The 26,723-nt window shown below is 47.8% G+C and carries 21 protein-coding genes, 1 tRNA gene and 1 pseudogene; 13 read left to right on the plus strand and 10 right to left on the minus strand.

From position 1 onward, the window contains the following. Positions 1-32: 32 nt before the first annotated feature. A tRNA-Ser gene (locus EIZ48_RS04155) sits at positions 33-123 on the plus strand. Between the two features lie 314 nt (positions 124-437). After that, positions 438-1,310 (plus strand): helix-turn-helix transcriptional regulator, encoded by an 873-nt coding sequence (locus EIZ48_RS04160; RefSeq protein ID WP_205298570.1) that lies wholly within the window; start codon positions 438-440, stop codon positions 1,308-1,310. 100 nt (positions 1,311-1,410) lie between these two features. Here EIZ48_RS04160 and EIZ48_RS04165 read toward each other — a convergent pair whose 3' ends face one another. The 6 genes from EIZ48_RS04165 to ptsP all read right to left on the minus strand — a co-directional run bounded on the left by EIZ48_RS04165 (position 1,411) and on the right by ptsP (position 7,957). Beyond that, positions 1,411-2,178, minus strand: a complete 768-nt coding sequence (locus EIZ48_RS04165) for a phytanoyl-CoA dioxygenase family protein (RefSeq protein ID WP_160648838.1) — start codon at positions 2,176-2,178, stop codon at positions 1,411-1,413. Between the two features lie 166 nt (positions 2,179-2,344). Further along, the gene (locus EIZ48_RS04170; RefSeq protein ID WP_160648839.1) at positions 2,345-3,337 is read right to left on the minus strand and encodes a KpsF/GutQ family sugar-phosphate isomerase; all 993 of its coding nucleotides are present in this window, start codon (positions 3,335-3,337) and stop codon (positions 2,345-2,347) included. Between the two features lie 116 nt (positions 3,338-3,453). Beyond that, positions 3,454-3,750 carry a Dabb family protein gene (locus EIZ48_RS04175; protein WP_160648840.1) on the minus strand — a complete coding sequence of 99 codons (297 nt, stop codon included), beginning with the start codon at positions 3,748-3,750 and terminating at the stop codon, positions 3,454-3,456. Then, positions 3,747-4,232 carry a heme-degrading domain-containing protein gene (locus tag EIZ48_RS04180; protein WP_160648841.1) on the minus strand — a complete coding sequence of 162 codons (486 nt, stop codon included), beginning with the start codon at positions 4,230-4,232 and terminating at the stop codon, positions 3,747-3,749. The genes EIZ48_RS04175 and EIZ48_RS04180 overlap by 4 nt, the downstream gene beginning before the upstream one ends. Positions 4,233-4,239: 7 nt before the next feature. Further along, complete coding sequence (locus EIZ48_RS04185; protein WP_160648842.1) at positions 4,240-5,337, minus strand: glycerol dehydrogenase; 1,098 nt, start codon at positions 5,335-5,337, stop codon at positions 4,240-4,242. 115 nt (positions 5,338-5,452) lie between these two features. Continuing rightward, complete coding sequence (gene ptsP, locus EIZ48_RS04190) at positions 5,453-7,957, minus strand: phosphoenolpyruvate--protein phosphotransferase (protein ID WP_160648843.1); 2,505 nt, start codon at positions 7,955-7,957, stop codon at positions 5,453-5,455. Positions 7,958-8,337: 380 nt separating this feature from the next. On the opposite strand from ptsP, the gene EIZ48_RS04195 reads away from it, so the two are divergent. The 8 genes from EIZ48_RS04195 (at position 8,338) to EIZ48_RS04230 (ending at position 18,097) form a co-directional block, all read left to right on the plus strand. Beyond that, positions 8,338-9,408, plus strand: a complete 1,071-nt coding sequence (locus EIZ48_RS04195; RefSeq protein ID WP_160648844.1) for a PTS fructose transporter subunit EIIC — start codon at positions 8,338-8,340, stop codon at positions 9,406-9,408. Between the two features lie 93 nt (positions 9,409-9,501). Next, positions 9,502-9,819 (plus strand): PTS fructose-like transporter subunit IIB, encoded by a 318-nt coding sequence (locus EIZ48_RS04200; protein ID WP_128784777.1) that lies wholly within the window; start codon positions 9,502-9,504, stop codon positions 9,817-9,819. Between the two features lie 118 nt (positions 9,820-9,937). After that, positions 9,938-12,247 (plus strand): formate C-acetyltransferase, encoded by a 2,310-nt coding sequence (locus EIZ48_RS04205; RefSeq protein ID WP_160648845.1) that lies wholly within the window; start codon positions 9,938-9,940, stop codon positions 12,245-12,247. After that, a complete protein-coding gene (locus EIZ48_RS04210) occupies positions 12,237-13,130 on the plus strand; it encodes a [formate-C-acetyltransferase]-activating enzyme (RefSeq protein ID WP_240152862.1) in 894 nt (297 codons plus the stop codon). Before EIZ48_RS04205 ends, EIZ48_RS04210 begins: the two co-directional genes overlap by 11 nt. Positions 13,131-13,135: 5 nt before the next feature. Further along, entirely contained in the window at positions 13,136-13,996 is an 861-nt protein-coding gene (locus EIZ48_RS04215) for an SDR family oxidoreductase (RefSeq protein WP_160648846.1), read from the plus strand. Between the two features lie 23 nt (positions 13,997-14,019). Beyond that, positions 14,020-14,697 carry a fructose-6-phosphate aldolase gene (locus EIZ48_RS04220; protein ID WP_160648847.1) on the plus strand — a complete coding sequence of 226 codons (678 nt, stop codon included), beginning with the start codon at positions 14,020-14,022 and terminating at the stop codon, positions 14,695-14,697. 77 nt (positions 14,698-14,774) lie between these two features. Next, positions 14,775-15,122, plus strand: a complete 348-nt coding sequence (locus tag EIZ48_RS04225; protein WP_160648848.1) for a PTS fructose transporter subunit IIB — start codon at positions 14,775-14,777, stop codon at positions 15,120-15,122. Positions 15,123-15,418: 296 nt separating this feature from the next. Next, positions 15,419-18,097: an Ig domain-containing protein gene (locus EIZ48_RS04230; protein WP_160648849.1), complete on the plus strand. Its 2,679-nt coding sequence runs from the start codon at positions 15,419-15,421 to the stop codon at positions 18,095-18,097. A 128-nt stretch (positions 18,098-18,225) separates the two neighbouring features. Here the strand turns inward: EIZ48_RS04230 and EIZ48_RS04235 are convergent, their stop codons facing one another. The 3 genes and pseudogenes from EIZ48_RS04235 to EIZ48_RS04245 all read right to left on the minus strand — a co-directional run bounded on the left by EIZ48_RS04235 (position 18,226) and on the right by EIZ48_RS04245 (position 22,247). Then, a complete protein-coding gene (locus EIZ48_RS04235) occupies positions 18,226-20,595 on the minus strand; it encodes a hypothetical protein (RefSeq protein ID WP_160648850.1) in 2,370 nt (789 codons plus the stop codon). Between the two features lie 256 nt (positions 20,596-20,851). Continuing rightward, a pseudogene (locus tag EIZ48_RS29365) lies at positions 20,852-21,055 on the minus strand (hypothetical protein); the annotation flags it as partial. 130 nt (positions 21,056-21,185) lie between these two features. Further along, positions 21,186-22,247 carry a permease gene (locus EIZ48_RS04245; RefSeq protein WP_160648851.1) on the minus strand — a complete coding sequence of 354 codons (1,062 nt, stop codon included), beginning with the start codon at positions 22,245-22,247 and terminating at the stop codon, positions 21,186-21,188. Positions 22,248-22,498: 251 nt separating this feature from the next. Here EIZ48_RS04245 and EIZ48_RS29895 point away from each other — a divergent pair, with 251 nt between their 5' ends. Further along, positions 22,499-23,653, plus strand: a complete 1,155-nt coding sequence (locus EIZ48_RS29895; protein WP_160648852.1) for an HD domain-containing phosphohydrolase — start codon at positions 22,499-22,501, stop codon at positions 23,651-23,653. Between the two features lie 61 nt (positions 23,654-23,714). Here EIZ48_RS29895 and EIZ48_RS04255 read toward each other — a convergent pair whose 3' ends face one another. Then, positions 23,715-24,110 (minus strand): hypothetical protein, encoded by a 396-nt coding sequence (locus tag EIZ48_RS04255; RefSeq protein ID WP_160648853.1) that lies wholly within the window; start codon positions 24,108-24,110, stop codon positions 23,715-23,717. Between the two features lie 364 nt (positions 24,111-24,474). On the opposite strand from EIZ48_RS04255, the gene EIZ48_RS04260 reads away from it, so the two are divergent. Continuing rightward, positions 24,475-24,642, plus strand: coding sequence for an RtcB family protein (locus EIZ48_RS04260; protein ID WP_275690352.1), 168 nt, complete (start codon positions 24,475-24,477; stop codon positions 24,640-24,642). Positions 24,643-24,740: 98 nt separating this feature from the next. Next, the gene (locus tag EIZ48_RS04265; protein WP_160648854.1) at positions 24,741-26,690 is read left to right on the plus strand and encodes an MBL fold metallo-hydrolase; all 1,950 of its coding nucleotides are present in this window, start codon (positions 24,741-24,743) and stop codon (positions 26,688-26,690) included. Positions 26,691-26,723: the final 33 nt, after the last annotated feature.

Below are 26,723 nucleotides of genomic sequence, written 5' to 3' on the forward strand. Positions count from 1 at the left end.
TAAATGTCCTCTGTATTATTCGCCGCACTTACGGAGAGATGGCTGAGTGGTTGAAAGCACCGGTCTTGAAAACCGGCATACGTTTGTAGCGTATCTAGGGTTCAAATCCCTATCTCTCCGCCACTTTTAAAGAAAACCGCTAAGAAGTTAGCGGTTTTTTTATATCTAAAATATAGGGTTCAAATCCGCAATACCCTCGAAGCACTCCGCCACATTTGAAAAGCCAGCTTAATTGCTGGCTTTTTTACATCTGTTGCTTGGCAGAGATGCTGGGCTTTGGTCGTTTGAGCTGTTCGAACTGCAAGAGATAGCTAAAACGCCAACTGACTTCGAACGTTTGCTTTTTTCAATATCCTAGGCAACCCACCATTACTGTGATGTCAAACAGGGCCGAAGTGCAATAATTACTTATAATACTGTCATTTAATGGACTGAAGTTGGCTCAGATTCTTATGGATAACAGCTTATCAATAGAGAAGGCTATCAGTAACTTGGTGGGGCAGGCACGCCCGTTTGAGCAGGTGTTGTTTGGCAGTAACCAGCCAGCGCCGCCAGAGCTTGCCTATCAGGTCGATTTTCCGCGGATTGAGCTGGTGCTGGAGGGGCGTCTGCCGATGCAGATAGCGACCCAGGACGGTAAGTCTATCGACATTGAGTTGGTGCCGGGGAAAGTGTTGTATCTTCCTGACTTTTGCTGGAACAAACCGACTTTTACCGAGCCGGTGACTACGCTGAGTCTGCTGTTCGGTCGCCAGAGCCTGGGATTTAGCCTGTTGCACTGGAATGGCGAAGGGTTTGAGGCACCGAAAAAGCGTCATATACCTCGTCGCGGCCCACGTACCGGTACGTTTATCCTGCGGGCACTGGAAGAGCTGTGCTGGCATCAGGAAGAGCAACAAACCGCGCAGTTGTTAATCCATTCTTTGCTGAGCAATTCACAGGAACTCCTCACTCACCCGCCCGAGACACCGTCGAAGGGGCATGCGGTATTTGAGGCTATTCGGGATTATATCGATCACCATTATCAAGAGGCGATCACCCGGGAATCTGTCGCCAAAGAGTTCTATATCTGCCCGAACTACCTGTCTCAGCTGTTTTATAGCAAGGGAGGAGTGAAGTTTCAGGATTACCTCATTCAGGCCCGGCTGGAAAAGGCAAAGTACCTGCTGAAAAAATACGATATGAAGGTGAAAGAGGTCGCCCATAATTGCGGATTCAAAGACAGCAATTACTTCTGCCGGGCGTTTCGGAAAAATACCAACCGTTCACCGTCCGAGTATCGAGTCCACTACCGCAGTAAGCTGACATAGTTGTTAGCGGTAATTGCCAAAATAATATGTCATGAATCGCCGAGCTTCTGAACGCTATACAGAAGCTCGGCAATATTACTGACTGTCGCAATCCTACAGATTATTCTACATCAAGCAGCCACTTTTGTGCCGGGGTCAGGCGGCTAAGTGTCGCTTCGGTGATCCAGCGACGCTGATCCTGCTGCTGCGGATCATCACGGCGGGTGAAATAGCCATGCAGGACACGGCGCCGGCTACCGATATGGTTAATGGTGCCACCATGCCATGTGTGTGCGTTGAAGATCATGACACTGCCTGCAGGGCATTCGAGGATGATTTCGTCGGGGTGCGGGGCATCGGGATCTTGCAAGGCTTCCTCGGGAAGTTCGGGGCGATTGTGTGTGCCGGGAATAATTCGTGGTGAGCCGTTCTCAGCACTTAGATCATCAATGGCCCAAATGGAGTTGAGAACATGTACTCTCGGGAAGTCGGGTCTTGGTTGTTTCCAGTCACCATGGAGGGGCTGGTGGCCACCGCCGGGGTGCGCTTCTCGGCCATTAAGGCTTGATACCCGAAACTCGCCGCCGAAAACGTGCTTGGCCGCGGCAAGAAGCAAAGGGTGGCTCCAGACTTTTTCCCAAACGGTTCCCTTGTTGATGAGATTCGCTACACGGGTCACTGTTGCCTCTGTGTGGTGTTCTCTGGCTAAATCCTGACCTTCGCGTTCAACTAAAGCATCGAAGGTTCTGCGCATTTCATCAAGCCAGTCTGGCTCAATCATGTTGGGTACGATGGTAAAGCCGTGGGTGTCCAATTCGTCAATCATTGTTGGAGACAATGCAATATCGGCACCCAGGGCTGTTAGATGTTGGCTGGCTATCTTACTCATTGGCTGATCCTCTTTTTGTTATGGCTTGGTGTTAACTCAATCCTAAGGAATCATGCGCAAGTGATAATCAGCTCATAAGTTAGATTTACTGGATTAATGTTGACTTGTTTTCCATGTGTGATCTTTGTTGTATTTATGTTTCGTGCGTCGCAGCCTTATTTGCCGATTAATAAATACCGGCTTTGTGCAGCTGAGTCAGGTTGATCACACCCAGAAAGCGTTGTTCGTCATCAAGTACCGGTAATGCCGTAATGCTGTTGTCCAGCATTATTGTAAGAGCATGACTGCAGAGTTCTCCTTGTCGGGATGAGATAAAGTTGCGGGTCATGGTTTCACCGACGCTCTGGTTCAGGGCAGATTCTTTGGCCAGCGCACGGCGTAGATCACCATCGGTGAATACCCCGACAACCTTCTCGTTCTCGACCACGGCGAGCAGGCCTAAGCCGGAGGCACAGAGCAGCGAGATGGCTTCCACGAGCGTGCTGTGGGGCGAGCACTGCGGTGATGCCAGCGCTGTGTCTATCACTGTATCGACTTTCAACAGGAGCTTGGCACCCAGGCTGCCTGCCGGGTGAGAGCGTGCAAAGTCATGGTGGTCGAAGTTACGCATCCTCATGGCGGAGATAGCAAGCGCATCGCCCATCATCAAGGTATTGACGGCGCTGGAAGTCGGAGCCAGGCCGAGCGGGCAGGCTTCTTTGGTTGTGCTGATATCCAAGATGACATCACAACTGGTGGCCAGAAATGATGAGTGATTGCCGGTCATTGCAATGGTGTTTAGTTCGAGCTCCTGCAGCCTTGGTAGCATGAGCTTGAACTCGCTGGCTTCGCCGGAATAGGAAATCAGGATGATGAGATCGCCCTTGGTCGCCATCCCCAGATCGCCATGCAATGCCTCGGCCGGGTGAACAAAGAAGGCAGGAGAACCCGTCGAGGCCAGCGAGGCGGCAATTTTCTTTCCGATATGGCCGGATTTGCCGATACCGGTGATGATAACTTTGCCCTGGCATTGGGCAATGAGTCTGCAGGCTTCGGCGAAGTCTGTCTTCAGGCGTTGCAACAGCTGTTGGGCTTCGTTGAGCTCGGTTTGAATAACGTCCCGGCCAAACCCGATAATAGTGTCATCATGAATGTCGGCAATAAAACGTGAATCTTGCATAAGGTCCCTTAAAGTAACAAGCCCTCGATAGGGCTTGGTCGTATAGTGGAAAGCGTCAGTCGCGGATGGCAAGTTTGAGAGCTTTAAACTTCATTGTGCTAAACCTTAATTATTGGTCAGAGACTATAGTCGAAGACGATAAGATTTTTGATGATCGGACGAAAAATGACTTTCAGCGCTTCGTGTTTTGGGTGAGGAAGGTAGGCCTGTCTGGCAGCCTCGTCTTCAAAGGTCATCAAGACACAATGGGTGAAAGCCTGGTTTTTGCCTTCGGGGCTGTCATTGACTCCCCACTCGACTTCCGTAACGCCCTCAATCTGTCCGGGGATCTGCTCGAAAGCAAGCCTGACGGCATCAACCTGCTCGGGACTGGCTTCGGGATTGAGCTCTATCAGTAGAATGTGGCGTATCATGCACAATTTTCCTGTGTTTCATGTGGGTCGAGAAAGCGCTCCAGGACATTGACAATAAGCCGGTGATCTTCTTTTTGCGGTAATCCCGAGACTGAAATTGCCCCAATGACGCCGGTATTGCGGATCGTCAGCGGAAAACTGCCGCCATAGGGCGCAAATTCTCGCGGATCGATCAGAGCACTATTCTCAATTGTACTTTCTTTCGCTTTGTAATAATTCCCCATATACCACGAACTATGCTGATAACGATGAACGACATTGCGTTTTCGACGTATCCATTCCAAGTTGTCAATGGTGGTATTGTGCATGGCATAGCTGAACAGGCACTGATTGTTTACCGTAATATCAATAGCGACACTGGCGTTAAGTTGCTCGGCCGCTTCCTTGAGCGCGCAACCGAGCTCCCATGCGCGCTGGTGGTTGAAATAGGCAAACTGCAGTCGACTCTCTTCGGCCAGCAATTCGGTGAGTAGATCATTCATTATGGTGTTAGCCCTTTTGACGGCGTAGTCTGCCTTCAGCATCAGCCGCTTTCAGCGCGGCAAATACCATTTCCTTGGTGACCGGCATTGCCTCGTTGTGAATGGTCTCCCCCTCGGCACAGCTGGCTTCGGCTACGGCCATGAGTTCTTCGTCAGTGACCGCTTTCAGGCCAATTTGTTCTAGGGTGACAGGCAGTCCGACAGCTTCACAGAAGTTAAAGACTTCGTTGATTTTCGCTGCTGGCTTGTCAGTCAGGAACAGAGATGAAAGAACGCCGAAGGCAACTTTTTCACCATGCAGGTAAGCATGAGTAGGCTCGATTATCGTCAGGCCGTTGTGGATCGCATGCGAGGCGGCAAGACCACCACTTTCGAAACCCAGCCCGCTGAGCAGGGTGTTGGCCTCGATAATATGCTCAAGGGCAGCAGTCACTACGCCGGCATCATTGGCTGATTTTGCCTTGGCACCATATTCCAGCAAGGTGGTGTAGCAAAGGTGAGCCAGTGCATAGGCTGACATGGAGCCAAACCGGCCTGTCATATTGGTGGCAAAGCTCTGCTTGCACGACTCGGCTTCGAACCAGGTTGCCAGAGCATCCCCCATTCCGGCAACCAGCAGGCGGGTCGGGGCGTTGGCAATGATTTGGGTATCGACCAGTACCAGGTTCGGGTTAGTCGGCAGTACCAGGTAGCGTTTGAATTCGCCTGTCTGGGTGTAAATCACAGACAAGGCGCTGCATGGCGCATCACTGGCGGCCAGAGTCGGAGCAATGGCGACCGGCACTTTGGCTTCAAAGGCTGTGGCTTTTGCGGTATCCAATGTCTTTCCGCCACCAAGGCCGACAACAAACTGACCGTCGAAGGCTTTCAACTGCTCGACCAGTCTGGCGATCTCCTCGTCACAGCATTCCCCTTCAAAACGTACGACGTCGATCTCTACCTGGCTGCTGATATAGGGTTCGAACTCATGGCGAAGGTTGTCATATACAAACGGATCACAGATGAGAAGGCCTTTGCTGCCGAAACGAGCGAGTTCTTCGCCCAGCAACTTACGAGAGTCTTTGCCCTGGACATATCGGCCGGGAAAAATCGTTGTTGAAATCATGGCAAAATCCTTATTAATGGTTAATTGGGTGTTGGGCCGTTCTAATAGAAGTCATAGTAATATCCGGGTTGAGGGGGCCGTGAAGAGTGGTGTTGGCCCCCGAAGTAAGTACTACCTAGTCGGCAATGGCGCTTTGAAGCAGCTGTTCGATTTCCTCGGCACTGGTTGCTTTCTGAAGGCTGTCTCTGAAATCGATATGCATGATCTTCCGCGCCAGCTTGGAAAAGATCTTCATGTGCTGATCACCGGCAGCGTGCTTGTTGAGGGTCAGCATAATCACAAACTGTGCCTCGTCGTCGCCCCAAAGGATAGGCTTGGCGAGCTTGGCGACACTGATGGTCGATTGCTCGATATGCTCCGACTTGGTATGCGGGATAGCAAAGCCGAATCCGAGTCCGGTCGAGAAGACATCCTCTCGTGCCCACAGATCATCGGCAAGCTTGTCGGGGTAGCGACAGCGTCCGGCCAGATACAGGTTGTCAGACAGTGTCTTGATCACCTCTTCTTTGCTGCCAAGCTCCGCATCGAGCACAATGCATTCGGTGGTAATGAGTGGTGCATCGCTCTGTGCCATTCTGAACTGTGCCAAGAGGTGCTCGACTTCCATCGCGGTCCGGCATGCCATGGCTTTGTTGAGTAGCTGGCGGCACTCGCGGCTGTCGAGTTTGGAAAGACGCTCTTTGGTCGCAGGGATTGACGGGGCACTCATCGAGATTTCATCGAGGCCAAGGCCAACCAGCAATGGCAGTACAGAGCCCTTGGCACCCAGTTCGCCGCACAGGCCAATCCACTTGCCGTGGCGATGTACTTCGCGGACGACATGATCCAAGGTGCGCAGGAAGGCCGGGTTGAGGCTGTTATAGGTTTTGGTTACCTTGGCGTTGTCGCGGTCTACGGCCATGAGGTACTGAGTCAGATCGTTCGAGCCAATCGAGAAGAAGTCGATTTCTTCGCAGCACTGGTCGATGATGAAGGCGACAGAAGGCACTTCCAGCATGATGCCGAGCGGGATCTTCTCGTCAAACGGTACTTTTTCTTTTCGCAGTTCCTGACGCACTTCGGCCAGTACGTCTTTGACCCACAGTATTTCTTCCACAGAGGAAATCATCGGGATCATTATCTTCAGTGAACCGTGCGCCGATGCTCGCAAAATACCCCGTAGCTGGGTTTTGAATAGCTTGATGTATTCCTCGTAGATACGGATCGCACGGTAGCCAAGGAACGGGTTGTTCTCGGTCGGGATATTTAAATAATCGACCGGTTTGTCGCCGCCGATATCCATGGTGCGGATGATAATCGACTTATCACCGGCAGCCTCCAGGGCCTGGCAGAATATATTGTATAGCTCGTCTTCATCCGGGGCGGTGGTGCGATCCATATAGAGCATTTCGGTACGGAACAGACCTATACTTTCAGCCCCGTTGTTAAAGGCCGGCTCAGCCTCGATGGCATGGGCAATGTTTGCCGCGACTTCCAGCTTGATGGCATCCGCGGTACGGCCCGGCTGGTTGCGGTACTCGGCATGGCGGGCATCCAAAATATCATTGACCCGCAGCTCTTCCTGGTAATAACGCTCCAGCTCAGGGGTAATTGTGGTGATCACAACACCCTTTTTGCAGTCGATGAGTACTTCCTGATTAACAAAAGGACTCAGGGCACTTTCTTCAATACCGACCAGGGTCGGGATATTGAAAGAACGAGCCAGAATCACGGTATGGGACGTGCTGCCGCCGTGGGTTAATACCAACCCTTTGAGCAAAGATTTGTCCAGCTCAAGAAACTGGCTTGGCGTGAGATCATCGGCCAGGCAGATACTTGGTTCTGTCAGTGAGTTATCGCAACTAAACTTGCTCGAGCCGTAAATCATCTGGAGTAGCTGGAAGCAGACATCGCGGATATCCAGTTCGCGCTCACGAAGATAGGCACTGGATGATTGCTGCAACTGCTTACCGTAATGTTTGGCTGTTGCGATAATGGCTTCGGCAGCACTGTTTCCCTCGGAGATACCACTCAGCAGCTTGGCGCTGAACTCTTCGTCACGCAGGATGGAAAGGTGGGCATCAATGACTGCCACGGCCGTACCGTTGTCAGCTTTTTGCTGAAGCACTAATGCGTTGCGTAGTTGCTCCAGACCACTGCCCAAGGCGCTTTGCTCTTCATCGATCCGTTTTGAGGCAGGCAGAGTGGTAAATTTGTCGAAGTTGATGCCACCAGCCTGGATCAGCTTGCCACGGCCCTGCCCTGAGCTGACCGAGTGACCACGCACAATGACCGGGTTGAGGTTGCTGAGATTGCGGGGAAGCGGGGCAAAGTCACCCGTTTCTTCTGTTGTTTCCAGTGCTTCGTCGCAGTGGGGGAAGTCAGTTTTGATGAAGTGGGTAATTTTCTCTATTGCCTGCGCTTCATCTTCGCCAGAGACCGTGATAATGCACTCATCTCCCTGCAGAGTATCCGTGCCGATTAACGAGAGAACGCTTTTGGCATTGGCGATATTGCCTGTTCGGGTATTTTCCCATTTGATATCGGCAACAAAAGTATTGCACAACTGCTCGACATGGCTGGCTGGGCGGGCATGAACACCGTTTGGCAGTTCACAGGTAAAAGTGAGTGTTTGTGTCATCGTCAGTACCTTTCATTGAGTTGCTGCTTATTCGAGTAACAACCCGTTTTTGATTTATGTAATGACAATATGCCGAGTTGCTAGTGGCGACTATGGGAAAATAATCACATCTACTGGATTATTGTAATATCTACTCGATTCTATGAACTTGAACAAGCCTTGACATTTGAGGTGGAAACAAAGGAATAAGAATAAAGCTTTTGTTTTTCAACCATTTGGTTTTATTTTTGGTTAAGTAAAGCGATAACTGGGTGCGCTAGATCACAGCTTGGTTGCGATCTAACAATAATCCAGTTTAGTGCTTTTTTTTCTACTCCCAGCCCTTCTGACTCTGCTCCATAGTTAATAGCGAAACGAAAGCTCTCAACGGAGAAGAGGCAATGAAAGATTTAATAACAATATTAAAAAACACCCGGCAACACTTAATGACAGGTGTTTCCCATATGATCCCGTTTGTTGTTGCAGGCGGTATCCTGCTGGCGGCATCGGTCATGATTTACGGTGAAGGTGCAGTACCTGAAGAAGGCACCTGGCTGCACGATTTGTTCTTTATTGGTGTCGCCGGTTTTCAGTTAATGGTGCCTATCCTTGCTGCCTATATCGGTTTCTCGATTGCCGACCGTTCGGCGCTGGCACCATCGGCTATCGCCGCCTTTATCGGGGCGAACATGTATAACACCGGCTTCTTCGGGGCCATCTTTGCCGGTTTGCTCGGTGGTATTGTTGTCTTTTACCTGAAGAAGATAAAAGTGCCCGCGTTTGCCCGTTCGGTGATGCCTATCTTTGTAATCCCTATTATCGGCACCTTCATTACGGCAGGGGCAATTGTGTGGGGGATCGGTGAACCAATTGGTGCGTTAACGGCTTCGTTGACTGATTTCCTTAAAGGTATGCAGGGTTCAAGCATTGTTGTTCTTGCCACCATCATGGGGATGATGATTGCCTTCGATATGGGCGGTCCGGTAAACAAAGTGGCCTATGCGTTCGTAATTCTTTGTGTCGGTGAAGGCTTATATGATGTGGCCGGTATCAGTTCAGTTGCAGTTGCGGTTCCGTCTATTGGTATGGGGCTGGCAACATTCATCGGCAAAAAACTGTATGACGCCAACGAACAAGAGGCGGGCCGTGCTTCTATCCTAATGGGCACAATGGGGATCACCGAAGGTGCGATTCCATTTGCTGCCGCCGATCCGCTACGTGTTATTCCTTCCATCATGATTGGTACTGCTGCCGGTGCCGTGACTGCCGCGATTCTGGGTGTCAAAAGCTACGCCGCATGGGGTGGTCTGATTGTACTGCCGGTTGTCGAAGGTCGATTTAGCTTCATCATCGCTCTCGCTGTAGGTTCTGTGGTGACAGCATTGCTGGTCAACTTTCTTAAAGCACGCCGCCCTCAGGAAAAAGTAGAAGAGACAGAAGACGATATCGATATTGATTTCGAAATCAACTAATTGATGGGCCAAGACAGTATCGGATATGAAGTGATGTGTCTTGGCTGACTGAACAAGTGAATAAGTATTTGTATTAAAGAATTGGTGATCAAGATGAAAAAGATTATTGCAGTAACCGCGTGTCCGTCTGGCGTAGCTCATACCTATATGGCCGCTGAATCCATTTCCCAGTCGGCTAAAGGTAAAGGGTGGGAGTGCAAGGTTGAAACTCAGGGTTCTATCGGTATCGAAAACGAGCTGACGGCCGCTGATATTCAGGCCGCTGACCTGGTCATTCTGACTAAAGATATCGGTATTAAGAACGAAGATCGTTTTGAAGGCAAAACAGTGGTCCGAATTGGTGTTAGCGACGCTGTTAAACGTGCTGATGCGGTAATGGCGAAAGTCGAAGCGTTCTTCAATAAACAATAAGTGACCGCCAACTTCCCACAATGACATTCAGTAGAGAAGAATGAATTAAGCAGGGAGAATTTCCCTGCTTTTATTTCCTCCACGAGCAGTGGCTCAACCTGCAGGAGAGTGAACAACCATGACGACAGAACGTATAAACCGTCTGAAAAGCAACTTATTCGCCGCCCCGCGTGAGATATCTCTGGAAAGGGCGTTGCTATACACAGAAAGTTATCAGCAGACAGAAGGCCAGCCCACCATTATTCGCCGTGCCAAGGCAACAGCCTATGTCATGGATAATGTTGAGATCGCAATCCGTGACGATGAACTGATTGCCGGTAACCGTACCGTCAAACCCCGTGCAGGTATTGTATCGCCGGAGATGGACCCATACTGGATCGACAAAGAGCTAGATAGCTTCCATTCACGGCCGCAGGACAAGTTTGTCATCTCCGAGCAAGACAAGCAGATCTACCGCGAGACGTTGTTGCCGTATTGGTCGCAGCGTTCGATGAAGGATTTCATTAATAGCCAGTTCCCGGACGATATCAGAGAGGCAGCCAGTCAGAAGGTCTTTTCGGTTAACCAGACCGACAAAGGACAGGGGCATATCATTGTTGACTATGATCGTTTGCTGAACAATGGTCTCGGCGCTCTGGTTGGTGAAATGACTTCTCTGGCAGAGCAACACCCCGATAACCATTTTTATAAGGCCGTGCAGATACTGCTCGAGGCCAGCACCCGGCATATTTGCCGCTATGAACAGCTGGCGCATGAAATGGCCGAGCGTTGTGTACGCGAAGGTAAGTCTCAGCGAGCCGCCGAGCTGAATAACATCGCCAGAATCTCGCAAAAAATAGCCATTGCGCCGCCGGAGAATTTTTACGAAGCGTGCCAGTTGTTCTGGTATATGAACATTATTCTGCAATATGAATCTAACGCCAGTTCGCTGTCGCTGGGCCGCTTCGACCAGTATATGCTCCCTTATTATCGGGCGTCATTAGCGGCAGGGGAAACGCAGGCGTCGCTGCAGGAGTTGCTCGAGAGCCTGTGGGTTAAGACCAATGACATTGTGTTGCTGCGCTCGACCAACAGCGCCAAGTTTTTTGCCGGATTTCCGACCGGTTATACCATTTTGCTGGGTGGCCTGAATGAAACGGGACACAGCGCTGTCAATGAACTGTCGACACTTTGTCTTGATGCCTACCAGAGTATCCAGTTGCCGCAACCTAACCTCGGGGTAAGGGTCAATGAGCTAATTGACAGGAAGTTTCTGCAAAAAACAGCGGAGACTATCCGCCTGGGTACCGGGATCCCGCAGATCTTCAATGATGAGGTGGTTGTTCCGGCCTTCCTCAACCGCGGTGTGTCGCTTGAGGATGCCCGGGACTACTCTGTTGTCGGATGCGTCGAACTGTCGATACCGGGTAAGACATACGGCCTGCATGATATCGCCATGTTCAACTTGCTGAAAGTGATGGAGCTGGCGCTCAAACGCAATCAGCATAATTCTGACGTCAGCTATGACAGCCTTATCGATGAGATCCGCGAGGACATTCGTCATTACGTCAAACTGATGGTCGACGGTTCGAATATCTGCGATATCGGCCATCGCGACTGGGCGCCGGTACCACTTCTTTCGTCGTTCATTAACGACTGCATCGATAAGGGCAAAGATATAACCGAAGGCGGTAGCCGCTATAACTTCTCGGGCGTACAGGGGATTGGTATTGCCAACCTGTCAGATTCGCTCCATGCGCTGAAAAAATTTGTCTTTGAAGAGCAGCGAATGGGCTACGCAGACTTTATCGAGATGCTCAACAGTAACTTCGAGAATGAAGGTGGCAGCAAGGTACGGGCGCGCCTTATCAATCGCTACGAAAAGTACGGCAACGACATTGATGAAGTGGACATGATCAGTGCTGACCTGTTGCGCCTGTTCTGCAAAGAGGTGGAGCAATACGATAATCCGCGTGGCGGCAAGTTTACTCCGGGTTCATACACAGTGTCGGCGCATGTTCCTTTGGGAGAGGTAGTCGGTGCGACGCCGGATGGTCGTCTGGCCAAAGAGCAGCTGGCTGATGGCGGGTTGTCGCCGATGCTGGGGCAGGATCAAGTTGGCCCGACGGCAGTCCTTAAATCGGTCAGCAAGCTGGATAACTACCTGCTGTCTAACGGTAGCCTGCTGAATGCTAAGTTCACACCAAGCACGCTTGAAGGCGAGCAGGGGCTTAACAAGCTGTGTGACTTCCTGCATGCGTTTATGAAACTGAAGCTGCAGCATATCCAGTTTAACGTGCTAAATGCCGAGACGCTCAAGAAAGCCCAGGAAAAGCCGGAAGACTTTGCTGGTCTGGTGGTGAGGGTTGCTGGCTACAGTGCTTTCTTTGTCGAGTTGTCCCGGGAAATACAGGACGACATTATCCGCCGTACAGCCCATGAACTGTAGTACTGAGATGATGTCGCCTCATCCGGATATTTCCCAACAGCCTAATGAGCGAATGGGCAGGGTGTTCAACATTCAGCGCTATTCGCTCAATGATGGCCTGGGGATCCGGACGGTTGTGTTCTTCAAGGGCTGTCCGCTGAGCTGCCCGTGGTGTGCCAACCCTGAGTCTCGTTCGCCGAAGCAGCAGGTGATTAAGCGAGAGGCGAAATGCATTCAATGCTCAGATTGTGTGCTTGATACTGGGGAGAGTATTGATGAGTGCCCTAGCGGCGCGCTTGAACGGGTTGGCAAGGAGATGTCGTATGACGAAATCATTGCCGAAATCGAGAAAGACAGCGTGTTCTACCGTACTTCCGGTGGTGGGGTGACGCTATCTGGTGGTGAAGTGATGGCCCAGGCACCGTTTGCGATTGAACTGGCAAAGCGGCTTAAAGGGCTGAACTACCCCGTAGCCGTTGAAACAACCGGGCAGGGCAATGCCAGGCAGTTGCTGGCTCTCGGTGAGCTGTGTGATGAAGTGCTGTTTGACTTCAAGATCATGGATCCTGAGCGGGCGAAGACTGTAACAGGGATGGATTTGCCCACGGTGCTTAATAATTTTATATCGCTGGTTGAAGCCGGGATCACTGTGATCCCACGTCTTCCGCTAATCCCGGGTTATACCCTGGACCTGATTAATGTTGATAAAGTGCTGCGCTTTTTGCAGCCGTTTGATATCGAGGAGATCCACCTGTTGCCTTTCCACCAGTACGGAGCAAATAAATACACCAGTCTGAAGATGAACTACTTGTTGAAAGATGTGCAGGTGCCGACATCGAGTGATATTGATGCGATTCGCCGCCATGTTGAAGCTGCAGGGTATCGAGTCATTATTGGAGGATGAATCTAATGAAAAAGAAAATTCTATTAACAGGGGCCAATGGCTTTTTTGGCACTCGTTTTATTAAGGCATACCAGCATCAGTTTGATATTTATGCCACGGACGTTGAGCAGCTCGATATTACTGATAAAGAGCAAGTCATGGCGACCTTTGCCGAAATACAGCCGGATTACGTTATTCATGCCGCTGCAATTGCAGTGACGGACTTTTGTAACAAGCACCCGGATATCGCCCGCAAGGTTAATATTGACGGGGCGGTAAATGTTGCCGAGGCATGCCGCCAATACGGTAGCAAACTTGTTTTCATTAGTACCGAACAAGTCTTCAATGGCAATAAAGAGCCGGGCCCCTATAGCGAGACTGATACCCCGGTGCCGGATACTGTCTACGGACAAAACAAGCTTGAGGCTGAAGGCTTGTTGAAGGAGATACTGGACGAGCTTTGGATCATCCGGTTTACCTGGCTGTTTGGCTTACCGGAGCGCCAGACCTCGATTAATCCGAATGTGGTCTGGAATACGCTGCAGAACCTGGTTTCAGGTACTACGCTGGCGGAGCGGACGAATGAGTTTCGCGGGTTAACTTATGTGCATGAGTTGATTGACCAATTCGCCAGAATTTTCGATATCCCCTATGGCACCTACCATGTGGGGGCCCAGAACGATTTGAGTCGGTATGATATTGCCCGTCATATTTTGGTTGAGCTTGGCCAGGAAGCGCGTATCGAACAGCTTCTGGAAGGTGTCGCCGCGCCGGCAACACGGGATGTTCGTCTTGATACCTCAAAGCTTGCCAAGCAAGGGATCATTTTTACCGACAGCCCGGAAGCCATTAGTCACTGCCTGAGTGAGTTTGGATTTAAGATTTAATAGTAAGTGAGTGGAGTTTACTGATGATTTATATGCTAGATACGGCCAATATCGAGGCTATTGCCATGGCGGTTGACCTGTACCCCCTTGCCGGTGTGACGACCAACCCATCGATCATTGCCAAGGAGAATAGACCGCTGCGCGAGATATTGCTGGATATCCGCGAAGTGATTGGGAGCGAACGGATGCTACATGCCCAGGTCATGGGCAAGGATGCTGAAGTCATGCTGGAAGAAGCCAAGGCACTACGTGGCATTGACCACGATATTATCGTCAAGGTACCGGTGACTCCGCAGGGGCTGAAAGCGATGAAGCTGATTGCAGCAGAAGGTATTCGGATCACGGCAACAGCTATCTTGACACCGCAACAGGCATTGATGGCAGCCGTCGCTGGTGCCGAGTTCCTGGCACCTTATGTCAACCGTCTTGATAATATCTGCTCAAATGGTGTGCAGGTTGCCAGTGAAATGGTTCACCTGATCAATACCTATCAGCTTGATGCCAAAGTGCTGGCAGCATCATTTAAGAATGTTCAGCAGGTTCATGAAGTTACGCTGGCGGGCGCGCATTCGGTGACCATTGCGCCTGATGTTTTCGACCAGTTGTTGGTGCACCCTCTGACCGAATCAGGTGTTGCGGGTTTTGTGAATGACTGGGAAGCGATTTACGGCCACGATAAAACTGTACTGGATGTGATTTAACAGACAGTTTGTATTATCAGGCTGTTACACCAATAGGGTATAATAATACCGTTATACCCTATTTAATAAGGAATGTTATGTCGAAGCTTAGCCTTGTTGCTGTTACAGCTTGTGTCAGTGGCGTTGCCCACACCTATATGGCAGCGGAGCAACTGGAAAAGCTAGCCCAAAAGCACGGCTTTCGAATCAAAATCGAAACCCAGGGGGCGCTAGGTACAGAAAATGCATTATCTGAAGAGGATATAGCATCGGCAGATCTGGCGATTATCATTTGTGACATTAGCATTGAGGGCATGGAGCGATTCAGTCGCTGTCGACAAGTGAAAATGAATATTCAAAAGGCGCTACTTTCTCCCGATATTCTATTTGCTGCCATTGAGCGCGCTAAAGTGCTTCCGTTAGGCAGTATCGTTGAGCCCAAATAAATAATCTCGCCAATATTTCCCAAAGCCCATTTCTTTTCGTTCCTGTATTTTCGTACTTGTATTTTTGTGTCGATATCTTAATACCTATATCGCTGAGCTTTGGTTCAGCGTTAATTAGCATCTTTGCTCTATCAATGTTATGGAAAGGCGGCATAAACGACTCATTTCTCCAGCTGTATGAGCTGACGCCTTGATATAAACCTTGTTTATCAAAAGTGGCTATTGTTGTTGACAATATCCCCTAGTAAAACCGCATATGAATTAATGTGCGTATTTTACTGAAAAGGTTAGGGGTTATGTTAAGAGCTAAACTGAGTCTGGCCATTTGTATGGCTATTGGTCTAACGTCTTGCGGGGGTGGTTCTGGTGGAGGGGACGGCAAAACAACGCCAGCAGAGCCATCTGTACCTCAGGTTGAGACCAAACCTGATTTTTCCGTACTGGCTATCGACGGCTATCTGCATAAGGCGCTGGTATGTGAGGATATCAATCTTGACTTACAGTGTAGCGATGAAGAACTACTGGGCCGTACAGATGAAAACGGTAGGCTTAAGGGCAAAAGGCTGAATGAAAATGCCCCGCTATTGGTTACCGCAGTGCCAGGGATGACGATCGACAGTGATCGGCCGAACCAAACAGTCGAGCATGCCTTTGCAATGTATGGCTTGCCTGGCCAAGTTGCAGTTACACCTTATACCCATCTAGCTTATTCCCTGGCAAAAGAATCTGCGGCAGGCGCTGAAATTACGCAAGGCATGTTTGCCACAGCGCAGGTTGACGTAGAAGCAATGATGAAGCGCACATTGCTGCTCGACCAACATGCTGAGATGACCCAGGTGTGGGGGGATTATATATCAGCCAGGGATTCTAGTTCTGAGCAAGAGACACTGGCTCAAATTCACTTTGTTGCAAAGCTCATGGCGAAACTTCAGTCCCAGAAAGAAGTGGTAACAGATGCGTCAGATTATTTGGTTGCTATTCCTGGTTATCAGTCAGATATAAATAGCATTGACTGGAGCAAACCTGTCCCGGAAGTGGCTTTAGATAAAGATGGCCAGTTGAATATCAACTATTCACCTACAGTAAATATGGATCTTAAGGCTGCGCTTGAGTTGGAGCTTGAGCAGGCAGGCTTTATCCAAGGTGAAGAATATGGCGCCCATTTGCAGATTGTTGAACCTTATGGCCCTTCACTGTTCAATGACGACAAACCTATTTCATTCTCCGCTATTACCTTGGATAAAACTCTAGTTAATGGCTTGACGTTTGAATTAAACTCAAGTGAGTACTATGTTCAGCTTGCGGTTAAGGGGGTTGCTGAGGTAGCTGGGAAGGTCAGTATACCGCTTACCTATACCGACAGTGATGGCGTTAAAGCAAAATTGACACTCGATTTTGAAGTGAAGCCGAGTGAGAAAAATTTCCCGCCTGTTGTGAATCAAGATGTAAAAGATCAGATTAATGGTGATATTGCCAGCCAGCTTTGGCAGCAAAAACAGCCTGTCAGCATCAATACGAATACATTATTCAGCGATCCTGAAGGTGAGGAACTGATTATTACTGCCAACCTGCCTGCTGGTTTGAGCTATAACCCGGATACAGGATTGGTCCAGGGTGAACCAGCGGTAGCCGGGACTGGGCAAATTATCTCTCTCATTGCGCAAGAAGCCACTAACCGTCAGTTTGTCGATGTTCAATTCTCTGTACCTGAGATATTACCGGCGAAAGGTGCATCCAATGACTTGATTGCAAAACTTGAGTCACAGCCGTATTACCTTGTTGAGCGGCACTCCGTTGCATCGGATTTCTTGCATAGCCTCGCTTGTAAACAGGTAACATTTGCCAATGGCAAGATACATGTAGTGGCGGGTAACAGCGATTGTGAGGCAGCAAACGCAGAGAGTACCTTGTTTGGTGAGTATCAGGTACAAGATGGCAAAGTATTTGTTACTTATCATGACGATGTCCGACGTGTCAGCTTCAGTGAATATCCGCAACCAGATATGATTTGGGGAGCCTTCTTTGTTCTTGAACAAGCCGAGGAAGAAAACAACGAAGGATTCAAGAAAGAGAGAGTTCTGCGATTCTACGACAATACGGTTGCAGCAGAGCAAGCCGTTAAACGTTCAAAAGGGCAATTCTTGTTCGATGGTGAGTTAGAGTCGGTTGAAGCCAAGGCATATCGCTATTGGGATAATGATACAACAGTGTTCGTTACTGCAGAGATCAGCTTTAAGGACCGCGATTGCTACCCATTATTCTGGCCACAATCAATCTGGGACAAGGACCAATATTACCTTACGGATATCGCGAAAGCGTCTTTTGCGATAGAGGGATATCCACAGGGGACTGTAACTACATCAGTGGCACATGATAATGGTTTTGACTGCATTATAAAGGCCAGTTTTGCTGCCGATGCTGCAACGGATAATCCGTTAGCCCAGTTAATGCCGCTTAACTCTGCTCATTTTGAGCTCAAGCCCGATTGGGTGGGAGAGATGGAAACGATAGTGCTGTCGACGCCAATTGGTCAGCCAACGTGGGACAATACGGATTTACACTCCCTGGATCTTGATACTTACTACATAGTCGCGACCAGAAAACAAAATGAGACCTCAGGCGGATCACCGGATACTCAGAGCAATGAACTTTACAAAGTGACAAGCCAAGGTGACGGCAGCTGGCATTTTGAACAGTGGCAGGACAGTCAATGGGTACTTGAAGAGCAAATTAAGGCTGTGAGCTATCACTATGACAAGCCGAAGACAAATGCACGAGGTATTCTTGCTTTCGGACCTAGTGATAGTTGGATACATGATTTGAGTAAGGCTCAACAGGAGCTGTATACCAAGCAGGATCCGTCAGCTAAAGAAGGGGCGATTTTAGGAACCCCAGACTATAATCTTGGGCGTATTTACACTGAATTGAACAGTGCCTTAATGCGTTATGAGCAAGGTGCTGCTGTATCAAAGTGAGGAATCTCACCATGTAGTACGAGGCAGAACAGGTTTATATGACCTACCTCATCTCGCGGTGCCTTTAGCAAACAAGCCAGCAGAAATGCTGGCTTGTTTATTAGGGCTCACAGTTTGCTCAGGCTAGCCTATTTAGTGAGTGTAAATTCCAGCTGATAAGCATCCGGTGTGTCGGTATAGATGTTTTCTCCCTGTTTCCACATAAGAAGATCAGCTTTGAATATACCGTCGGTATTGAGTTGGTCGGTCATGCGTAACAAGTACTGACCAGGCATACTCTTACTCGCACCAAACTGACTATCAACACTGCCATCTTCACAGTAGGCAGTGGCAACGATATCACCACCGATATTATGGGTTAAATCCATCGCCACACTGTTAAGATTTTTGCCGCCACAGAAAGATGCATTAAGGGCGGTATAGTCAGCAACTGTACTCGTTGAAAATGCAAAGTTATTACCATTGTTGAACAATAGGTTCATTAACTCTGAAGATAAGTTGGAGCTTGTAACTGTCCATTTTACTGTTTCATTGAAATAGCTTTGTGAAAATGCAGGCATGTTATTTAAATGAGTCTGCTCATCAACCAACACAGTTTGCTCTGCAGTATCAAGACCCTGTACTTTCTCTGAATATTGAACAGATGTATCCACAGATACCGTTGTCTTTGGTCCTAAATCTGCGGTCAAAGTATGATTTGTATCTGGTGTAATCGGGAAGAACTTAGTATCTGCTGTCATGACTTTGCGCGATTCATCCCAAGCTTGCTTCACTGTTACCACAGGTACCGGCTGGTTGTTCTCACCCAGGAACGGTAAGTTCAGTGTCACATTGTCCTGACGGTTATTATCCCACTGTTGCGAGTGATCGGTCGGGGAAATAACAATGTCATACGTTTCCGATGAGCTGCTATTGTCAAACTTTTCGGAAGCGAATCCCGGAGCATATTTCCCCCAACTAACTGGGTTCCATTGACCAAGTAACTTAATTGTTGAGGCATTCTCATCTGTTTTCTGAGAAGGTCCAGGCCAGAATGGGTCACTAACTAGACGATGAAGGTAGCCTTCTGCATCGACATAGTTTTCACTTAGAGAATTAAATGGGCTTCTGTCTAGTTTAAATGATGACTTACTCTTGGCATCCCAGTCTTTATAAATATTGGTTCCTTGCCCGCCATCTAACGTCCAGTAAAACTCTCGATTCTCAAAATAGGCAATGTAGTCAGTGTTAATAGGCTGGGTTATATCATCATTCGGCTTTTTATACTCTGACATGGCATCTGTGGAGACAAAGCCTTTTACTTTATCTTTATGGTTGCCAAACTCGCGTATCTGGACCATATCAACACAGGTGTCGAGATCCTCTCCCTTCTTGTATTTGGCTAATTCAGCAGAGAGATCTAAGTTATTACAATATTCACGCTTCTGGATCGCACCACCCTCTGCAGACGGGTCACCTTCGTTGTAAAGCTCTAGCTGAGAAATCGACAATTCGCCTTGCTCATTGACTTGATAGTTACCGTTGGTAAGTTTTTCGCCTTTCAAGTCAAAACTGCCGTCCTGGTTGTAATCAAATTCCCAAGTGGTATGTATTTTTAACGTATCATCTGTCCAAATTTTATCTTCTTGGTAAGTTTGCAGCTTGGATGACAAATCCTGTTGACCTGAACCATCTAATAGCCATTGCTGTCCTTCATATCGCTCGATGGTTTTTCCATTTACGAGTTTAGATAAATATACATACTCTTCATAACGCTCAATGTACTCACTGGTATGGTACGCGTATTGGTACACATTCCATACAATAGGTTTTATTGTTTGCCACTCAGAATAGGCAGGATCACTTTTCAGTTTTTTCCTTATTTCAGCAGTACGCTTACGCCATTGTTTACTTTTCTCTGCCTTTGAAACGATCGCAGTTACAATGTTGTTTTGCGTTCCCAGATAATTGCCGAACAAGATTTTGTCTGATACAGCAGACATTTTGTTCATTTCTTTTACTTCGGGGATCACCTGAGCAACAACGGCTTCAATATCCTGACCTTGTCTTGCACCTTTCAAAATAACTTTATCGGTTACCTGAGTCGTAAAAGGTGAGATATATACAGATTGTCGGTCTGACGAGAGAGCTAGAAGTGTCTGGTAGCTTGGTGTCGTTGTGCTTTCCGATGACTTTTCAGACTTTGTTGGTGCCGAGCTTGGCTCGATTTCAACAGTTACAACTGCACGAGATAATTGGTTAAGATACGACTCTGGCACGTCGAATTCAAAATTACCGTTTGTATCTGTTTTTGTCGTGAAGCCACTTTCGCAAGACTGCAGGATATTAAAGTCTAAGCAAACGGCTGCGTTGCTAATATAATCAGAATCAAACGCTGAACCTGATACTTTAAAGGTACTTACACTCGGTTGTGTCTTTGGTGACTGACTATCACCTCCACCACATCCTGTAAGTAACGCAGAAGCCACTGATAAAGCTAATATAGTTTTATTATTCATAATTATTCTTTGTTGATAGGCAAAAATATTCACCAAAAGAATGCCTTTAAGGTTTTATATCTTCAAATTGCATATCCTTAAAATATTGCTGCGATCACTTTATGTATGGGTGAAAAATAAATGCAACAGAGAAATGTAATTTATAAAATGATTGCATGCAGTTTAAATTAATTGTGTAGACGACAAAGTGTGATCGTATGCAATATATGTTGGCTTTGGGTGATTGTTATTACTTCGCTGAAGTGTTCGATAGTTATTAAAGACTACTTGATCTTATATCTTCTCTCCAACACTCGGCCATATAATCGATGAATTGGCGAACAACAGGGAGCTGATAGCTTCTCGATAAGTAGACAGCCCAAAGTGAATGGTTTGGAATGGTGTAGTCAGTCAGCAAAGGGATGAGCTGGCCACTGCTTTTCCGTGAGTGGCTATGCTGTTGCAATAATTGACGAGCTAGAGGCCGGCAATTACCCAAATCAGCGTATAGGTGTGGCTTACTAGAGGGCACATCTTCGTTGTAGTGTTTAGCCGATAGATATTAAAACGCCTCCCTTAAGAGAGGCGTCGATGGTTAGATACTGGCAGGATTAACCAAATAGGTAGGTATACAGGTAACCTGCTCCGATTGCCATACCGAGGATAACGGTAAGGAATGCGGCTATCATTTGGTTTTTGAAGATAGACTTCAGCAAGATAACCTCGGTTAAGCTTGCCCCCGCACTGCCGATAATCAATGCCATTACTGAGCCAAGAGCCATTCCTTTCTGAACCAACGCAGCACTTAGCGGAATAACCGCTTCTGCGCGAATGTACAGAGGAATACCAATTACCGCGGCAACAGGAATTGCATACCAGTTAGCGGCACCTGCATATTTCGCAATCATGTCCGTCGGGATGAAGCCGTAAATGAACGAGCCAAGTAAGATACCCGCAAGCAAGTAAGGAAATACTTGTTTGAAGTCCTTCCATGTTGCACGCCATACACGTATCCAACGGCTTTCTTCTTTGACGGTTAGCACCGCTTCGCCACACGCATTGACTTCGACTGATGCGCTTGAATCACAGCATGATGTTGTTGCCGGCGCCGACTTTGTAGCGCAACTAGATACTGCCGCAGGCTTGGCATCATCACAAGAAGATGCAGGAGCTGCCTCACCGCAAGATGTACCGCAGCTAGAGCCGCTATCTGCTGTCTCGTAAGCTTCTTTACGCACATATCGCTCGAAGCCCAGTTTTTCCAGTACGAAACCTGCTGTTACCGACACCACCATTGCAACAAGGAAATAGAAAACCGCGACTTTGACACCGAAGGTCACGACGAACAGACCGATAATGACAGGGTTTAGTAACGGGCTGCCAAACAGGAATACCATCATCGGGCCAAAACCTGCGCGGGCTCGAAGCAGACCTTTAAGGAAAGGGATCGTCGAGCAAGAGCAGAATGGCGTAATCGCACCCAGCAGTGCTGCAATCACATAACCCTTGCCTTTGCGCGAACTTAGGATTGACTGGATTTTCTCGGGAGTTAGGAACTCCTGCAAAATACCAACCAGGTAGCTAACGACAAGAAAGAGAATAGTTAGCTCTGCGGCTAGGAACACAAACATGTCTGCCGCTTCTTTTATCATCGTAATAATTTCAGGACTCATAACCATTGCCTAGTAAGAAGTGATGTTTCGATATGTATGGAAATATAGAATTAAGGCTGCTGGCTGTCAATACGTTATTTCTGGATTTATCGAATTGTTTTACTCATCCTGTTTTTCACAGCTTGTGGAGCAATATCTATTTACGGGGTGAATGAAGTCGATACAAATTGATAAATTTGTGATAGTTATTCTTTCTATTTGTCACTAAATGATTACAATTGCACAGCATTTAAGTGACTACTGAGGCTATTGTGACGACGCTTAAGGATACTGTTAGGCAACTCCACAGGAAACTATTGGATTCTGGTTTGAGCGAACTAAGCCGGATTTCGATTGCTTTGCTTGATGAGGAGCATATTCGTACATATGTCGACTCGACGGTGGGAAGTGTTTCCCTTAGTCATCATAGCAAAAGACTCAACGCCTCGTTGTCACTGAGTCAATTAGTGCAGACTAGAAAACCCAGAGTAGTCGATGACTACTCCTGTTACCTTGAAGGTAAAAAGGACGGGGCAAACGCATGGATTCTGAAGAACAAATTGCTCTCATCCTATACCATTCCAGTCTTCTTTAGTGGTGATTTTCTTGGCTTTATATTCTTTAACTCAAAGAGAAAATCATACTTTGACGAACAAATGCTGGCGTTGTTGAGGGATATCGTTGAAGAGATACAAACAGGCATCTATCTAGAAAGGATCATGTTCGACAAGATTGTGTCGCTGAGTAAGTTTGCTGATAAAGCTTCTGAGATCAGGGACAAAGGGACTGCGCTGCACTGTATTCGGTTGATGGAGCTAACACGTATAATATCTTCCCATGTCGCCAACACTGTCGAGATTACAGACCGGGAAATGTATTACCTCATCAAGTTTTCTCCGTTGCACGACATCGGCAAGATAGGCATTCCCGATAACATACTGCTGAAAGCAGGGCCTTTAACGCCCGATGAGTATGCTGTCATGAAGCGGCATGTTGAGTATGGCCTGGAAATGGTCAATGCTGTTTGCGACAGTAAAGTCAGGCAGCATGATGCCTATCAGATGATCCGCCATATTATAGGAGCCCACCATGAGATGCTTGACGGTTCAGGATATCCGAATGGATTAGAAGCTAGTGATATTAATATATTTTCACGCATTGTTACCGTTGCAGATATATTTGATGCTCTGACAAGTGAACGAACTTATAAAAAAGCATGGTCGGTTGAAGATGCGCTTTATGAGCTAAATGAAATGGTTCAAAGGAATAAACTTGATCCGCTTTGTGTGGAGGCGTTGGTGCTTTATTTTAATAATGTAAGTGAAATGGAATCAGCTGCATCTATTGATAATAGATGTGTAAGCGCTAAATCAAAAGATGATAGCTTACATGTCAGGGGGAATGATATGCCTTTTATTAGTGCATAGCGTACATTTCAGTAAAGTTTATAAACTTGGAAAGAACTTTAACGTAGTAATTGTTGATGATTTACAGGTAGAAATTCCATTTTTTGCTTTTATCAAGATAGGGAGGAAGCGGGCTGGAAGTTGAGAAAACCCATTGATTGTGCTCCCATTTGGCAACAAATTTTGCTAATTCGTCTACGTTGCGTCCTGTTCCGCGCAGTACTTTTCCACCGCAATCCGGGCATGGTTTTAAGTCAGACTGGGCAGATGCCATAGCCGTACGGTTACACTTAGAACAAATGGTTACCGCTTTGTGTTGGCCAACATGAATATATGCATTTGGTTTTATTTGCTTTACCGGATCTTTAGAATGAATGCAGCGAACAGTGGCCAAGTTGCTTTTTCTCACTTTATTAGAAGTGGCAACGTTGTCCTTTTTATTCTTCTTATTTGTGCGACCAAATAGCTTTGATAGCATATTGCATCCCTTGCATAGTCTGTAAGTAAATACTTAATATCAGCCCAAGATTTTGTATTTTAAGTAAAAATGCTTATTTAGCCTGTCTCTTGTTAGACTAAATAAGCATATGATGGCGCTTAAGATTATCGCCATTTTAATGCTGGGCTCTCTTTGTCTACTTAAAATAGTATCAATAATTCACATTATGGTGCAATGATAAATTACTCATTTCATTAAGAAATAGATATGCGACGAAAAAGTGTTTATTTCATGCTGTTTAATAATGATATTCGGTGATGTTATTCTAAATATCTCAAAAATAATAAGAAATATAGGTCCATGTTATATAGGCCTATAATGTGTAGAGTAGTTGCTGGGCGTAATGACGCAACGATGCGAATACTATGCCAGTGCTTACTGTTTATCCTTTATATATCATCATGTTGCCGGAATGCCTGATGTCCACCTTGGTAAAGGGGCGACAATTGGCAGTGTTATTTCGGCGATGAAAGCTATCATACCCGCCGCCGTCGGTGTCGATATAGGTTGAGGTGGTCCATACCTTGCGGCAGATAGTCAATATCAAGGGTTAATTATACTTATAACAAAGGTTGGTTAGTCGACCGTCAAGTTATAGTGGATCTGGTTATGGTATTACCGCAACAGCAACTTTCATATGCGCAAGGCGTGGAGCATCTATTTCAAACATTATCAAAGCAGCATGAGCGAGTTCTGTTGTTCGGCCCGACCGGTGCCGGTAAAAGCTATCTGGCGGCCGAACTGGCAAGGCGATTGAGTGTTGCTGATCAGTCGTGTGTTTGCCTAAGTGCAGATCCCGGGTCACCGAAGTTCGGTGTGCCGGCAGCGGTTAACATCGGCGTCTGGAGAGATGGCCAGTGGCGGTTAGCCGACTTCGAAGCTTTGTGTAGCCTGGATGCTGCTCGTTTTCGTTTACCGCTGGCAGAGGCGGTGAATCGCTTGCTGCTAAGGACCACCATAAAGCACTCCTTGCTTATTGATGCGCCAGGGATGACTAGGGGAGTGGCGGCGGCAGAGTTGCTAACCACGTTGATAAACCTGACGGCTGCAACGGTACTGGTTGTATTGGACGACAATCAGGACGGCTCAATTGACCTGGAGCCCGAGATTGGCAGCATCAACCTCCCTGTTATATGGATTTCAAGCTCAGAAGATGCTCGTGCTCCCGGCCGATTTCAGCGTTTAACGTGGCGTACACAGCTGTGGGATTCCTATATGGACGGTGCAGAGGAAACCATTTTGCCGATTGATAGCGTTGCTGTGCTGGGTACGCCTCCACCGATTGAAGACCCGGAGAAATGGTGTGGCAGGCTGATCAGTCTGAGTGACGAAGACGGATTGATCTGTATGGGCGAAGTGCTTGAGCTGGAGAAGGAGAATATTAGGTTGCGGTGTCATAAGGTGGGGCGTTTACCCTCTCAATTATTGCTGCGTGACGCATGGCATTTACCGGGGCAGAAACTGGTGACGGTCAATCACAGGAAGAAGCCAAAGTCAGATACAACTGCATTTAAAGGTTCTTCGTTAGTGTATGCATCAGACCATCGAGAGTCAGTTAGCAGTACTCAGATCCGCCGCAGAGATATCACAGCAGAATTGGTAAATAGCCTGTTCGAAGATCCCCTGTTATTGCTCAAAACCAACTGGAGTCGGCGCTGCCTGTTGTTTGATCTTGGCAATACCTCACGGCTTCCCATGCGACATACTCATAATGTCAGCCATATTTTTATCACTCATGCCCACTTTGATCATATTGGTGGCTTTATGGGATTGCTTCGCGTTCGGCTAGGCGCCCCCGCCTCTTGTACCTTGTATGGCCCACCGGGCTTGGCACGACATATTGCCGGTATGCTTAGCGGTATCCTGTGGGATCGTATTGGTGATAACGGTCCAGAATTCAATATTGCCGAATTGCATGGAGAGATCTTACGCTGTTTTTGCCTTAGGGCTGGATCGGAAGAAATGGTCGTGATGCCAGATAGGCGAGTGAAGGACGGTGTCATTCACCAGGAAGAGCGTTTTTTGGTACGCGCCGTCGAGCTGGATCATGGTACGCCTGTGCTGGCTTATGCTTACGAGCCGGTGTCTGCTGTTGTTGTTAGTGAAGAAGCTCTCTCAGATCTTGAGTTACAGCCTGGCCCCTGGTTAGGCAAACTCAAGTACGCCTATATGGCGGGTGATCATGGACTCTTGGTTACATTACCTAATGGAGAAAACCGGCTGGTAGGGGAGCTGGCAAGTCCACTGCTTTATAAGCAGGCAGGTAAAAAGCTCGTATATGCCACAGATCTTGCCGATACGATTCAAAATAGGGACAAGCTGATAGCTTTGGCACACAATGCCGGTACACTGATATGTGAAGCCGCATTTTCCCGGGATGATCAGTTTCGGGCAGTTAATAACGGTCATTTGACGACTACTGCATGCGGTGAAATCGCCGCTGCAGCCGATGTTGAGCAGCTAATGCCGTTCCACTTTTCACGTCGTTATGAAGGCGATCCTGAAAGAATGTATCGCGAAATAGAAGATGTCTTTTCGCGGGTTATTAGAATATCCTGAATATTGATGTTAATTCTACAAATCAGCGTTACA

The organism is Photobacterium alginatilyticum, assembly GCF_009910675.1.
GTDB classification, from domain to species: Bacteria; Pseudomonadota; Gammaproteobacteria; order Enterobacterales; family Vibrionaceae; genus Photobacterium; species Photobacterium alginatilyticum.

Bases quoted from the DNA above. Each gene is read 5' to 3' on its own strand.
- EIZ48_RS04165 (WP_160648838.1), bottom strand. From the start codon at position 2,178: ATGAGTAAGATAGCCAGCCAACATCTAACAGCCCTGGGTGCCGATATT.
- EIZ48_RS04170 (WP_160648839.1), bottom strand. From the start codon at position 3,337: ATGCAAGATTCACGTTTTATTGCCGACATTCATGATGACACTATTATC.
- EIZ48_RS04175 (WP_160648840.1), bottom strand. From the start codon at position 3,750: ATGATACGCCACATTCTACTGATAGAGCTCAATCCCGAAGCCAGTCCC.
- EIZ48_RS04180 (WP_160648841.1), bottom strand. From the start codon at position 4,232: ATGAATGATCTACTCACCGAATTGCTGGCCGAAGAGAGTCGACTGCAG.
- EIZ48_RS04185 (WP_160648842.1), bottom strand. From the start codon at position 5,337: ATGATTTCAACAACGATTTTTCCCGGCCGATATGTCCAGGGCAAAGAC.
- ptsP (WP_160648843.1), bottom strand. From the start codon at position 7,957: ATGACACAAACACTCACTTTTACCTGTGAACTGCCAAACGGTGTTCAT.
- EIZ48_RS04195 (WP_160648844.1), top strand. From the start codon at position 8,338: ATGAAAGATTTAATAACAATATTAAAAAACACCCGGCAACACTTAATG.
- EIZ48_RS04200 (WP_128784777.1), top strand. From the start codon at position 9,502: ATGAAAAAGATTATTGCAGTAACCGCGTGTCCGTCTGGCGTAGCTCAT.
- EIZ48_RS04205 (WP_160648845.1), top strand. From the start codon at position 9,938: ATGACGACAGAACGTATAAACCGTCTGAAAAGCAACTTATTCGCCGCC.
- EIZ48_RS04210 (WP_240152862.1), top strand. From the start codon at position 12,237: ATGAACTGTAGTACTGAGATGATGTCGCCTCATCCGGATATTTCCCAA.
- EIZ48_RS04215 (WP_160648846.1), top strand. From the start codon at position 13,136: ATGAAAAAGAAAATTCTATTAACAGGGGCCAATGGCTTTTTTGGCACT.
- EIZ48_RS04220 (WP_160648847.1), top strand. From the start codon at position 14,020: ATGATTTATATGCTAGATACGGCCAATATCGAGGCTATTGCCATGGCG.
- EIZ48_RS04225 (WP_160648848.1), top strand. From the start codon at position 14,775: ATGTCGAAGCTTAGCCTTGTTGCTGTTACAGCTTGTGTCAGTGGCGTT.
- EIZ48_RS04230 (WP_160648849.1), top strand. From the start codon at position 15,419: ATGTTAAGAGCTAAACTGAGTCTGGCCATTTGTATGGCTATTGGTCTA.
- EIZ48_RS04235 (WP_160648850.1), bottom strand. From the start codon at position 20,595: ATGAATAATAAAACTATATTAGCTTTATCAGTGGCTTCTGCGTTACTT.
- EIZ48_RS04245 (WP_160648851.1), bottom strand. From the start codon at position 22,247: ATGAGTCCTGAAATTATTACGATGATAAAAGAAGCGGCAGACATGTTT.
- EIZ48_RS04255 (WP_160648853.1), bottom strand. From the start codon at position 24,110: ATGCTATCAAAGCTATTTGGTCGCACAAATAAGAAGAATAAAAAGGAC.
- EIZ48_RS04260 (WP_275690352.1), top strand. From the start codon at position 24,475: ATGACGCAACGATGCGAATACTATGCCAGTGCTTACTGTTTATCCTTT.
- EIZ48_RS04265 (WP_160648854.1), top strand. From the start codon at position 24,741: ATGGTATTACCGCAACAGCAACTTTCATATGCGCAAGGCGTGGAGCAT.